The sequence below is a fragment of the uncultured Allofournierella sp. genome (genome assembly GCA_944382705.1).
Lineage (GTDB): Bacteria > Bacillota > Clostridia > Oscillospirales > Ruminococcaceae > Allofournierella.
The window spans coordinates 42,519-55,070 of the sequence record CALWNE010000033.1 but is presented as its reverse complement, the minus strand read 5'-3'; the positions used below and the strand labels follow the sequence as shown (position 1 = coordinate 55,070).

Annotated in this window: 10 protein-coding genes; 8 read left to right on the top strand and 2 right to left on the bottom strand. The window is 56.7% G+C overall.

The genetic code is table 11. The features are described 5' to 3' along the window. Nucleotides 1–26: 26 nt before the first annotated feature. Both ACH2EM_RS04820 and ACH2EM_RS04815 read right to left on the bottom strand, forming a co-directional pair. Nucleotides 27–1,679 carry a DUF2142 domain-containing protein gene (locus ACH2EM_RS04820; RefSeq protein ID WP_395150990.1) on the bottom strand — a complete coding sequence of 551 codons (1,653 nt, stop codon included), beginning with the start codon at nucleotides 1,677–1,679 and terminating at the stop codon, nucleotides 27–29. Between the two features lie 146 nt (nucleotides 1,680–1,825). Beyond that, nucleotides 1,826–2,809: an NAD-dependent 4,6-dehydratase LegB gene (locus tag ACH2EM_RS04815; protein WP_395150989.1), complete on the bottom strand. Its 984-nt coding sequence runs from the start codon at nucleotides 2,807–2,809 to the stop codon at nucleotides 1,826–1,828. Between the two features lie 276 nt (nucleotides 2,810–3,085). On the opposite strand from ACH2EM_RS04815, the gene ACH2EM_RS04810 reads away from it, so the two are divergent. The 8 genes from ACH2EM_RS04810 to ACH2EM_RS04775 all read left to right on the top strand — a co-directional run bounded on the left by ACH2EM_RS04810 (nucleotide 3,086) and on the right by ACH2EM_RS04775 (nucleotide 12,552). Further along, on the top strand, nucleotides 3,086–4,654 hold the full coding sequence (locus ACH2EM_RS04810; protein WP_395150988.1) for an MBOAT family O-acyltransferase: 1,569 nt from the start codon (nucleotides 3,086–3,088) through the stop codon (nucleotides 4,652–4,654). A 24-nt stretch (nucleotides 4,655–4,678) separates the two neighbouring features. Then, on the top strand, nucleotides 4,679–5,635 hold the full coding sequence (locus ACH2EM_RS04805) for a hypothetical protein (RefSeq protein ID WP_395150986.1): 957 nt from the start codon (nucleotides 4,679–4,681) through the stop codon (nucleotides 5,633–5,635). A 28-nt stretch (nucleotides 5,636–5,663) separates the two neighbouring features. Beyond that, on the top strand, nucleotides 5,664–6,989 hold the full coding sequence (locus ACH2EM_RS04800; protein WP_395150985.1) for a surface carbohydrate biosynthesis protein: 1,326 nt from the start codon (nucleotides 5,664–5,666) through the stop codon (nucleotides 6,987–6,989). Between the two features lie 3 nt (nucleotides 6,990–6,992). Beyond that, nucleotides 6,993–8,225, top strand: a complete 1,233-nt coding sequence (locus tag ACH2EM_RS04795) for a lipopolysaccharide biosynthesis protein (RefSeq protein WP_395150984.1) — start codon at nucleotides 6,993–6,995, stop codon at nucleotides 8,223–8,225. Nucleotides 8,226–8,393: 168 nt separating this feature from the next. Beyond that, nucleotides 8,394–9,515 (top strand): N-acetyl sugar amidotransferase, encoded by a 1,122-nt coding sequence (locus ACH2EM_RS04790; RefSeq protein ID WP_395150983.1) that lies wholly within the window; start codon nucleotides 8,394–8,396, stop codon nucleotides 9,513–9,515. Nucleotides 9,516–10,137: 622 nt separating this feature from the next. Beyond that, nucleotides 10,138–10,875, top strand: a complete 738-nt coding sequence (locus ACH2EM_RS04785; protein ID WP_395150982.1) for a methionine ABC transporter ATP-binding protein — start codon at nucleotides 10,138–10,140, stop codon at nucleotides 10,873–10,875. Between the two features lie 6 nt (nucleotides 10,876–10,881). After that, nucleotides 10,882–11,550, top strand: coding sequence for a methionine ABC transporter permease (locus ACH2EM_RS04780; protein WP_395150981.1), 669 nt, complete (start codon nucleotides 10,882–10,884; stop codon nucleotides 11,548–11,550). Nucleotides 11,551–11,721: 171 nt separating this feature from the next. After that, nucleotides 11,722–12,552: a MetQ/NlpA family ABC transporter substrate-binding protein gene (locus ACH2EM_RS04775; RefSeq protein WP_395150980.1), complete on the top strand. Its 831-nt coding sequence runs from the start codon at nucleotides 11,722–11,724 to the stop codon at nucleotides 12,550–12,552.

Here is a 12,552-nt window from a genome sequence, read left to right as displayed (position 1 = left end):
ACAAAAATCAAAATCCGGATGCAGCTTTACCGAATCAGGTACACCGGACCAATGAAATAATGCTGGAACAACAGTACCGCACCCACAAAAGCAAAGGCGCCGCTTGCTGCCAGGGCCACCGCCTGGGGCTTTTTGTGCCCTGCTTGCAGCCGTGGCTCCAGCACATGGCTGAGCAGCGCTGCCAAAAGCACCGCCAGCATCAAAAAGGCAGGCAGAAAATACCGTGCCTGTAAGCCAATCACACGCACCATTCCCACCGGTGTCCAGGTCAGGTACAGCCCGCCCATGGCAGCGCCGATGTAGGCAATGCTCAGGGCACCAAGCCCCAGGGCCGGGGCTTTTTTCAGGCTGCTGCGCTCGTGCACCGAAAGGGCGGCGGCGAACAGCAGCATCCAGGGGCTGACCATGTTGATAAACCCAATGGGCAGATCCATGGCACCAAACACGCCCATCTGCCCAATGAAAAAGTCGTTTTCGTACAAGGTACCCACCAGAATGGCCACAAAGCGCAGGGGGTTGCTGAGCACAAACAATGCCTGGGCCATGGGGCCTGCATCCTCCTGCCGCATATCCCCTGCGGGCGGGTAGTTATGCTGGAATGCCTGGGCATACCAGCTGATAAACTGACCAGCCAGCAGGGCCAGCACCACAGCCGCCAGAGCAACCTGCCATTTTTTCCAGCGGGTTTTCCAGGCTTTGCGGGGCAGCACCAGCGGCAGCATCACCCAAAGCAGGTTGATGTAGGGCTTGGCCACATTCATCATAACGAACGCAAACAAAAACAGGCCAATGTCCCTGTCGTTGATTTCATCCTTGCAGTAATAGCTGGCCACCAGGTAGTAAAAGCCCAGCAGGGTGCCGTCGTAGCTGACCGAAGCAGCCATATACAGACTAAGGGGCAGCAGCATCACCGCCAAAAACACCGGCTTGTAGCGGGCACAGTTTTTTAAGGCAAGCCAGCACAGCAGAGTGTATGCTGCCAGGTTTGCCAGCCGTGCTGCGTAAAGGCAGCCCAAAGCCCCCAGACCCACAAGCCGGGCCAGTGCCATGCCCACCGCCTGGGGCAGCATGGAAATGGTCATAAAAAAGTAGGGTTCCTGCACGGTACCGCCGGGCTGCTGGCCGTCAAAATAGGCTGCAAAGCCCTGTGCAATACCGGTTACAGGGCCGCTCTCTCCCTGCTGCTTTAAGGCGTAACCCTGGCTGGTATAGGCCTTGGGGTTGCCCTCATCGTCGGTGGTCATGCCCTGGCTGGTGTGGCTGTTGACCCATGCACCGGGAAAGCTTTCCACCAGCTTGGCCACATCCTGGGGATAGGTGCGGTCGTGGTCGAAATCCAGCCAGCCCATGCTCAGAGAATAGCTGCGCAGGTAGTGGTTTTGCTCATCCGGCGTTTGCAGCGGCGGGTTTGCAAAGCAGAACAGCACACCGCACAAAAACATACACACTGCCGCCCGGCCTTCCAGGCTTTTGCACCAGTGCACCATGCCGTACACCGCCAGCCAGGCTAGACTCACCAGCCCAAGGGCTGCGGCGTTGAGGGTGAGTGCATCGATTCTGCCTTCCAGGTAGTAAAACACCCGCCAATAGTACACAAACCCCACTGTACCGGCGCAGAGCGCCAGCCAGCCCAATAGCCAGGCCCCCGGCCCGGACAGGACTTTTTGAAGTTGTTTCATAGTTGTTGAAGTTCCTTTTTTGTTGGTATGAGGCGATACAAAACACCTCTTTATAAACACGGAAGGCCGGGCAGACCCTTTGCAGACGGTCCGCCCGGCAACAGCAAGGCAAGCCCCTGAAAACAGACAGCTGCCTGTTTCCGAGCTTACAGGTTGTACACCTCGGGCTTGTAGCGGTCGAGGTTTTGACGCAAAAACTCGATGGTTTCTGCCAGGCCCTCCTGGAAGGTATAGCGGGGCTTCCAGTCGGTGAGGGAACGAATCTTGGTGGCATCGCCCAGCAGACGCTCCACCTCGCTCTTTTCGGGACGCAGGCGCTGGTCGTCACACACAATTTTGGCCTGGGGGTTAATCTGCCGAATCAGCTCCTGTGCCAGGTCGCCAATGGAATGCTCCTCGCCGGTGGCGATGTTCACCTCCTGGCCAATGGCCTGGTGGCAATCGGCCAGTGCCATAAAGCCGGCAGCGGTGTCCTTAACATAGTTGAAGTCCCGGGTGGGGGTCAGGCTGCCCAGCTTAATTTCGGTTGCACCGGAAAGCAGCTGGGTGATGATGGTGGGAATCACCGCACGGGCACTCTGGCGAGGGCCGTAGGTGTTGAAGGGGCGCACAATGGTAACAGGCAAATCAAAGCTGCGGTAAAAGCTTTCGGCCAGGCGGTCTGCGCCAATCTTGGTGGCAGAATAGGGGCTTTGGCCCTGGTAGGGATGCTTTTCGTCGATGGGTACATACTGTGCAGTGCCGTACACCTCGCTGGTGCTGGTTACCAGCAGCCGCTTGGTGCCCACCTGGCGGGCAGCGTTCAGCACATTCAGGGTACCTTTGATGTTGGTGTCCACATAGCTGTCCGGGCTGTGGTAGCTGAAGGGAATGGCAATCAGCGCAGCCAGATGGTACACGATGTCCTGCCCTTCCATGGCATGCCGCACGCCGTTGGGGTCACGGATATCACCCATAAACACCTCAATCTCACTTTTGATTTCCTTGGGCAGGGTGTCCAGCCAGCCCCAGGTACCAAAGGAATTGTAGTAGCAGAATGCCTTTACCCGCTCGCCCTTGCGAACCAGCTCTTCGGTAAGATGGCTGCCGATAAAACCATCGGCACCGGTAACCATTACAGTGTTTGCCATGCGTGTTCTCCTTACTTTGCAACAGGGCGCAGCCGCTGCCCTGCGGATTTTTTCATGCGCACTGGCTTGGTCTGCCGCCCTTTTTCTGGCAGACCAAGCCAGCTTATACAGCTTTCATTATAGTATAACCCGGCTGCAATTTCAATAAAAACCCATGGCATTTGCCCCAGGGCCGGTTCTTTACAGTGCCGCTTTTAGCCATTATAATAGATGATTAGAGCTTTTGCCGCAGCCCTGGGCTGCACCCATTATTCAGATAAAGGAATGGTATTTACCTTGAGTTTTCAAAGTTTATCCTATCTTGCCTGTCTGCCCGTTGTGGCCTTTTTGTACCTGAAAGCGGTACCCAAAAAGGCACAGTCCGGCTTTTTGCTGGCCTTCAGCCTGCTCTTTTACTGGCTGAACCGCCCCTCGGCCCAATCCTTTGGTCTTGGCTGGCAGCTGCTGCCTCTGGTGGTGCTGCTGGCGGTGTGCGTGTTTGTGTGGCGCATGGGGCTTGCCATTGCCGCCTGCACCAGCCAGCGGGGCAAAAGCCGGCTGCTTGCAGGTGCAGCAGTGGCGCTTTTGGCGGTACTGGCACTGTTCAAATACTACAACCTCACCGTGGCTGCCCTTCCCTTTGCGCCGGGCTTTGTGCAAATCCTGCCCTTTCCGCTGGGCATTAGTTTTTATACCTTTGCGGCCCTCTCTTACCTGATTGATGTGCGCCGGGGCGATATGGAGCCGGAACCCGGTTTTGTGCATCTGGCTGCATTCCTTACTTTTTTTGGAACCATCACCGCCGGGCCCATCTGCCGGGCCCGCAAACTGCTGCCCCAGCTGCACACCCCCCAGCAGTTTGATGCCGGGCGCACCATTCGTGCCTTGCAGCTGTTTGCCCTGGGCCTGTTTAAAAAGGTGGCCGTGGCAGATGTACTCATGATGTACACCAGCCAGGTGTTTGGGGATATTTCCGGCCATGGGGGCCCTGCCCTGCTGGCGGCCGTGCTGGGTTACACCTTGTACCTGTACTTCGACTTTGTGGGCTACTCCCAGATGGCACGGGCCAGCGCCCTGCTGCTGGGGCTGGAGATTCCGAAAAACTTTAAAACGCCCTTTTTTGCCACCAACTTTTCCGGCTTCTGGAGCCGGTGGCACATCAGCCTTTCCAGCTGGCTCCAGGATTATCTCTTTACCCCGCTGGTATGGGCAGATGCAAGCAAGCTGCCGGTCCTGGGCCGCAAAATCAGCCGGTTCTCCCCGGTGTTCTGTGTGTTTGTGGTGTTCTTTGTGTCCGGCTTTTGGCACGGCAACACCCTGCCCTTTGTGATTTGGGGCCTGCTCCAGGCTGGCTACCGGGTAGGGGAAGAACTGATTCATCAAAAACTGGGCAAGCCCAGCAAAAAAGCCCCTGCCAGCCAGCTTTGGGCCAAACGGGCAGGCGTATTCCTTTTGTGGAACTTCAGCATGGTGTTTTTTGCCATGGGCAGCGGCATTGGCCAGCCTTCCGGCGCACGGTACGGCGCTGGGGAGGCCCTGGCCATTCTGGCCGGCATCCTTCACAACTGGAGCCCCAGCCGCTTTGCAGCGGAAAGCCTGCAAGCCATCTACGGCGGTTTTTATGCCAATCCGCTGATGGCCGCCGCCTGGGTTGCTATGGTCTGCCTGAGCCTGGGCCTTGCCTTCTGGCTGGACTGGCAGCGAAACTTCCACTTTAAAAACAAAAGCGAAGAACTGGTGCTGCAAGCCCAGCGCCCTGCCCTGCGGTGGGTGCTTTACTACGCCCTGGTCCTGCTTAGCTTTGCGGGCCTTATCATGCAAAGCGGCGGCTTTGGGGGCGGCAGCTTTGCTTACGGCGGCTTTTAACTCCCGTGCAGAAAGGATTTTTTCATGAAACACATCCTCAAATGCCTTGCCCTTTTGCTGGCTCCCATTCTGGCTTACTTTTGCCTGTTTGCAGCCTTTGACCCCAACAACTATTTTGGCCTGCACGCCACCACCAACAGCCAGGCCCCCATCAGCCGCTTGCAGGAATTTCAGCGTCAGCCGGGAGAGCGGCTGATACTGGGGGACTCCCGCTATGCCCATTTTGATATGGCCCAGGTGCAGCAGGTCAGCGGCGAGGACTGGCAAAACCTGGCCTTTGGCGGCGCTTCGCTGCGGGAGTGCATCGACCTGCTGAACTGGGTGCTGGACAGCGGCCACATCCCCCAGCAGGTGGTGTTTGGGCTTTCCTTTTATACCATCAACGACTCCTACGATACCGACCGGATGAGCAACCTGGAGCAAACCCTTTCCAACCCTTTTGCCTACCTGTTTAACCTGGAATACAATGTGAATATGCTCACCAACATCCAGCAAATTGTCACCGGCCAAACCGACGCCGAGGAAACCGGCGACTGGGTCTATCCCCAGGATTACACCGCCCAGGATGGCACCGTTTACCCGGTGCACACCCTGCTGGCAGAGTACCCTCAGGCCCTGGCCACCAAATGCCGCAGCTGGCAGGTAAACCAGGAGCAGCTGGACCGTCTGTATGAAGCAGCGGCCCGCTGCCAGCAGCTGGGGGTAGAACTTACCATTGTGCTTGCCCCCATGGCGGACAATGTAAAAACCGAAATCTGCGATGTATACGGTCAGCCCCAGTCCATTACCCAGCAGATGGAGCAAACCGTGCTGCCCCAGCTGCACCAGCAGGCCGCACAGCTGGGCTTTGCGGTTTTGGACTACGAGTGGGACAACCGCCCCGCCATGGAGGACGACACCCAGTTTTTTGACGGCTTCCATCTGGACGAACGGTATGGTTTGCCGGTTTGGGTCAATCAGCTGTTCATCGACCTGGGCTAAGTGCCCCCAACCAAAAGGAGGTTTGATTGTGAGCCTGGATTTTTTGATTTTATACGAACACACTGTACGGGAATACGAAAGCGACCTGCTGCTCAAGCTGGAGCTGGAACGGCGGGGCTACACGGTGGAGATCCGGCAGCTGCTGGACCGGAAGAAGCTCCGGTATTTTACCTATAAAAAGCCCAAGGTACTGGTGGCCAGCTGTATGTACGACAACGAGGCCATCAACAGCCATGTATACAACAATGTGGGCCGGCTGGATAAAATTGTGAACCTGCACTGGGAGCAGATGCTCAGCGACACTCAGGAGGAGGGCGAGTGGTTCAACATGAGCGGCAACGCCAAGCGCTGCGTGCAGACCTGCTGGGGCCAGCGGACTGCCCAGCGGCTGGTGAACCACGGCATGGACCCTAAAAACTGCCCTGTGACCGGTGCTGTGATGATGGATTTTCTGCGGCCAGAATTTGCAGGCTATTTTAAGGACAAGCAGGATTTGTGCGCCGAGTTTGGCCTGGATGCCAGCAAGGAGCTGCACCTGTATATTTCCAGCTTTGGCTATGCCAGCATGACCGAGCAGGAAGTCAAGGAGCTGAGCCAGATGGCCGGTACCGACTTCAGCGGTTTTGCCGCCACCAATCGGGTGAGCATGGAGCAGACTCTGGCCTGGTTTGACGCCTACCTGAGCCAGCACCCGGAGGTGGAGCTGGTGTACCGCCGCCACCCCAGCGAGTGGAACAGCCCGCAGCTTACCCAGCTGGCCCAAAAGCACCCCAATTTCCATGTGATTTTTGCTTATGGGGTAAAGGACTGGATTCACGCAGCGGATTCCATCTCCATCTGGATGAGCACCGCCATTGCGGAGGTGTATATGGCCGGCAAGAGCTGTCATATTCTGCGGCCGGTTCCCATTGAACATGAGTACGACCCGGTGATTTATGCCGGTGCCCGGTATGTAACCAACTACCAGGAGTTTGTGGAGGCCATGGCCAACAAGCAGCCCCCCTTCCCCATTGCCAAAGAGGTGATTGAGGGTTACTTTGACCCCAGCCCCCGGCCCGCCTACCTGCGAATGGCCGACCTGCTGGAGCAGGTGCTTTTGGAGCCTGCCCGGGATAACCCCATGGGCCCCGGCTTCAAGCCCCATTTCAACTGGCTGAAATTTTTTGCACTGCTGGGAGTTCACGGCCTGTTTGCCCTGCGGCTGCCCCCCAAAAAGGTATTCTTCTTTCATAAGGGCCTGGCAGACTTTGCCCAGCGCATCTACGGCTACATCGAAAAAGCCTATGTATCCCCCCAGCAAATCAAGGCCATGGAGGATAAAATCCGCCCCTTTGTGCAGAAAGGCGGGCAGTAATTGATGGAGCAGCAACTGCGCCGCAACCTGATTTTCAACACCCTGGGCAGCCTGCTGTTTTATGTATGCCAGGCTGCCATCACCCTGCTGGTTACGGCGCTGGCAGGGGCACAGGCCAACGGGATGCTGGCCACCGCCATGACCATTTCCAATGTCTGCCTTTCGGTGGCCAGCTATGGCATGCGCACCTTTCAGGTGTCTGACCTGGAGGGCAAATACACCGACCGCACCTATCTGCGCAGCCGGTGGGTTACCTTGGCCGTGGCCGGGTTTGGCTGCCTTGCCTTTGCGCTGGCAAACAGCTACTCCGCCCAGCAGCGGTGGGTGATTTTGCTGTACACCGCCTACCGTCTGGTGGAAAGCTGGTCCGATGTATGGCACGCCTTTTTGCAGCGGGCCGAACGGATGGATCTGGTGGGCATCAGCTTCGGCGTGCGCGGCTTGGTAACCGCCGGGGTGGTAAGCGGCGGACTGTTTTTTACCAAAAACTTAGTGCTCACTCTGGCCCTGCTGGCAGCTCTCAACGGGGCGTATGTGCTGCTGGTGGACCTGCCTCTGGCTAAAAAAAGGGCCGATTTGCAGCGCACCGGCGGTGCCACCACCCTGGCATTGCTCACAGAGTGCCTTCCTTTGGCGGTGTACGCAGCCCTCAACACCACCATTGCATCGGTGCCCCGGTATTTTTGCGAACGGCAGCTGGGCACGGTAAAAATGGGCTATTTCAACAATGTGTTTTTGCCGGTGATGATTTTACAGGTGGCGGTTATCTACCTGTTTGTTCCCTTTATCACCACCTTTGCCCGGCTGTGGACCAGCCGGGACAAAGCTGGTTTTTACCGGGGCCTGCGGATGCTGGGGCTTGCCCTGGCTGCTCTTTGGGCAGCGGGAGCTGTGGGTGTGGCACTGCTGGGCCGGTGGGGCCTTTGCATCCTGTACCCTGCCACCCCGGAGGTGCTCCAGTACACCCCCCTGCTTCAGCCGCTGGTACTGGCCACCGTGTGCACCGTACTAGCCACCGTGCTCTGCCACCTTTTAACCATTGCACGGGCCATGAAGGGGCTGATTTTGGGCAATCTGGCCGGGCTTTTTGCCGCTTTGGCTGTAAGTGTACCGCTGATTGCCCGCTTTGATGTGTACGGCGCTGCCTATGCCACCATTGTGGGCATTGGGGTGCAGTCTGCCGCCCTTCTGCTATTTTTGCTGGGCCGCTGCCGCCAGCAGTTTGCAGCCGATTAACCAACCGACCGGGGAGCTTTGGTTCCCCGGTTTTTATGTTTTTTGGGGTGATTTATGGGCAAAATGTAAAATCTCCAGCCGGGCGGCAATTTTATTTGCAATCGGTTTTTAGCCATGCTATAATTGACCAATATTGAAGTTGAACTTCAAAAGGGAGGGAAAGACATCATGAAATATTGCAAAAAATGTACCATGCCCAGCACTCGGCCCGGCATTATCTTTGACGAAGAAGGCGTTTGCAGCGCCTGCCGCCATTACGAGCAGCGCAGCCAGGTGGATTGGGATGCCCGCTGGAAGGAATTTGAAGCCCTGTGCGATAAGTACCGGGGCTGCAACGGCCCCGGCGGCTATGACTGTGCCGTTGCTGTTTCCGGCGGTAAGGACAGCCACTTTCAGGTGTACATTCTGAAAGAAGTCATGAAGATGAACCCCATCCTGTTCAGCGTGGAGGACAACTTCCCCATGACCGAAGCAGGCAAGCACAACCTGAAAAACATCAGCGAGGAGTTTGGCTGCACCATCATCAGCTGCAAGCCCAACATCAAGGCTCAAAAAACCCTGATGCGTGCCTTTTTTGAAAAGCACGGCAAGCCCACCTGGTATGTGGACCGCCTAATTTACACCTTCCCTCTGCACATGGCCCTGAAATTTAACACTCCGCTGCTGTGCTACGGCGAAAATGTAAGCTTTGAGTACGGCGGCAACGCCGACGAGGAAACCTACTCTGCCCGGGATCAGATTGAAAACGGCGTGGCAGTGGGCTTCCCGGAAGAAGAACTGCTCAGCTACGGCGTAAGCGCCAACGACCTGGCCCTCACCAAGGCCCCCACCAGCGAGGAGCTGGCTAAGCTGGACCCCTTCTATATGAGCTACTTCCTGCCCTGGAACAGCTTTAAAAACTACCAGCTGGCCAAGAGCCGGGGCTTCCACGACTTGACCCACGAGTGGGACCGCCGCCATCATGTGGAAAATTTCGACCAGATTGATAGCCGGGCTTACCTGGTTCATTCCTGGCTGAAATACCCCAAGTTCGGCCACGCCGCTGCCACCGACTACACCGCCCGTTATATCCGGTATGGTATGCTCACCCGTGAGGAGGCCATCCCCATGATTCGAGAGCGGGACGGCGCACTGGACCCCCTGTGTGTACGGGATTTCTGCGAATTCTGCGGCTATACCGAGAGCGAGTTCTGGGCCATTCTGGACAAGTTCTACAACACCGAGCTGTTCCGTAAGGACGAGTACGGCCGCTGGGTGCTCAAGCATCCCATCTGGGAAGAAAACAACTAATCGCTGCACCCTTGCATTTTTTGCAAAGTGCCTGCTGTACCAGCCCCCTGCCTTGTGTGCAGGGGGCTTTTTATCTGGGGTAACAGCACACTTTATGCCAAAAGGCTCCGGGGAAGCTCATATAGCTCCACCATCTAAAATTATGCGGTGCTGCCCCAGGCCTTTGGCTAAACTTTTGGCATTCTTCTTTAGCAATGTTCCAATTTTTCAAAAAAATCACTTGACAACCCCTTTCCCTTCCTGTATGATAATTTCATTATCAAAAAGCGATGAAGAGAAGAGTAGGCTTTCGGCATCGACCCTTACAAGAGAGCCCCGATGGTGGAAACGGGCAGGGAACAGGAAGCTGAACATGGTCTCGGAGCTGCGTGTGCGAGGGGCAGGAGCCCTAAGTCCACGACGGGAACGCCCGTTACTGCGTCAGGCTGTAAGCAGGTTCATTGTGCTGCCGCAGCCGGTAAGGCCGGTTTTTTGACCCGCAAGGGGCCGGTGAATCAAGGTGGTACCACGAAGTCTTTCAAAGGCTGTCGTCCTTGTTTTGTTGCAAGGATGGCAGCCTTTTTTTCGTTTCTGCCTGCCCTTGCAGTCCATTTGATTTTGATTGAAGGAGCGCAAGACGCATATGTTTGAAATCAAGCATCTGAGCAAAACATTCCAGACCGCCAGCGGCCCGGTGGTTGCGCTGGATGATGTTTCCACCACCATTGAAACCGGCGATATTTTTGGCATTATGGGCATGAGCGGTGCCGGCAAAAGCACCCTGCTGCGCTGCCTGTGCCTGCTGGAGCAGCCCACCAGCGGCCAGATTCTGCTGGATGGCAGAGACCTGGCCCACCTGAAAGGCAAAGAGCTGCTCCAGGCCCGCCGCCAGATGGGCGTTGTGTTCCAGGGCTACAACCTGCTGATGCAAAAAACCGTGGCCGAGAATGTGGCCTTCCCCTTAAAGCTGGAACGCTGCAACCCCGACCAGGTAAAGGAGCGGGTGGCCCAGCTGCTGCAGCTTGTAGGCCTGGCCGACCGGGCCAACCACTACCCCAGCCAGCTTTCCGGCGGCCAAAAACAGCGGGTGGCTTTGGCCCGTGCCCTGGCAGCCGACCCCAAGATTTTGCTGTGCGACGAGCCCACCAGTGCCCTGGACCCTCTCACCACCAAAAGCGTGCTGGAACTGCTGAAAGACATTAACCAAAAGCTGGGTGTTACCATCATCATCATCACCCACGAGATTGGTGTGGTAAAAGCCATCTGCAACCGGATGGTGGTAATTGACAGCGGCCGCTTTGCGGAACAGGGTGACACCGCTTCCATCTTTGCAGCCCCCGCAAGCACCACCGCCCGTCTGCTGCTGGGCCGAGAGGAGTAATTGACTATGCAGGAATTTTTTGCGCAATACGGTTCCCTTCTTTGGGAGGGCACCCTGGAAACCCTTTACATGACCTTCGTCCCCACCCTGGCGGCCTATCTCATTGGCCTGCCCATGGGCGTGCTGCTTACCACCACCAAGGCTGGCGGCATTATGGAGGCGCCCCGCTTTAACGCTGTGTTCGGCTGGTTTGTAAACCTGTTCCGCAGCATTCCTTTTATGATTTTGATTTTCTTTGTTCTGCCCATTACCCGGCTGATTGTGGGCACCTCCATTGGTGCCGCCGCTGCCAATGTGCCCCTTTCCATTGCGGCCGCTCCCTTTGTGGCTCGCATGGTGGAGCAAAGCCTGGAGGAGATTGACTCCGGCGTGGTGGAGGCTGCCCGCTGCATGGGCGCCACCAACTGGCAGATTATCACCCGTGTGCTGCTTACCGAAAGTGTGCCCAGCCTGCTGCGTGGTCTTTCCATTACCATCATCACCATTTTTGGCTACACCGCCGTAACGGGTGCTGTGGGTGCCGGTGGCCTTGGCAACATCGCCTTCCGGTTTGGTTACCAGCGTTATCAAACCGATGTTATGTATGCCACCGTTGCGCTGGTGGTGGTTCTGGTCTGCCTGATTCAAAGCCTGTGCAACCTGCTGGCCCGCAAGGCGGATAAACGCAACCGCTGATTTTTTCTTTTGTTTCAAAACAGTCTGCCTGCCTGAAAGATGCGTACGGCTTTCTCGGCTTTGTGCAGCTTGTTTTGCACCGGACTCTCTTTGCAAGAGCCCGACTTTGCTACATTTTACAACAACCAAAGTCCGCCCATTGCCGGACTTTCTCTAAAAGGAGTTATCGCTATGAAAAAATTACTTGCTTTGCTGGCTGCCGGCTGCCTGGCTCTGAGCCTTGCTGCCTGCGGCGGTTCCGATGGGTACAAAATTGGTATTCCTGCGGATGCCACCAACGGTGCCCGTGCTCTGCTGCTGCTTCAGGACCAGGGCATCATCACCCTGAAAGAGGGCGTTGGCCTGAACGCCACCGAACGGGATATTGCCGAAAATCCCTACCATGTAACCATTGTTCCCATGGAAGCTGCCGCCCTGCCCAGCAGCCTGCCCGACCTGGACTTTGCCGTCATCAACGGCAACTACGCCGCCGGTGCCGGCATTGATGACACCGTTCTGGTAAGCGAGGATTCCCAGAGCGTTGCCGCCCAGACCTACGGCAATGTGCTGTGTGTGAAGGAAGGCCACGAAAACGACCCCGCCGTACAGGCTCTGGCCGCTGTACTCATGAGCCAGGATGTGCAGGATTGGATTGCCGCCAACTACGACGGCGTGGTAATGCCCATGGGCGCAGAGGAGCTGGAAATCCCCACCATTGCCGAGCCGGTTACCCTCAAGGTAGGTGCTTCCCCCAGCCCCCATGCAGAAATCCTGAACTACGCCGCCACCATTCTGGCACAGTACAATGTAACCCTGGAAGTGAAGGAATTTGACGATTATGTCATGCCCAACACCGCTGTGGAAGATGGCAGCCTGGATGCAAACTACTTCCAGCATCAGCCCTATCTGGACGACTTCAACGCACAGCAGGGCACCCACATTGTAACCGTTGCTATTCCCCACTACGAGCCCATGGGCATCTACCCGGGCAAGACCGCTGATTTGAGCGTGTTCTCCAAATAA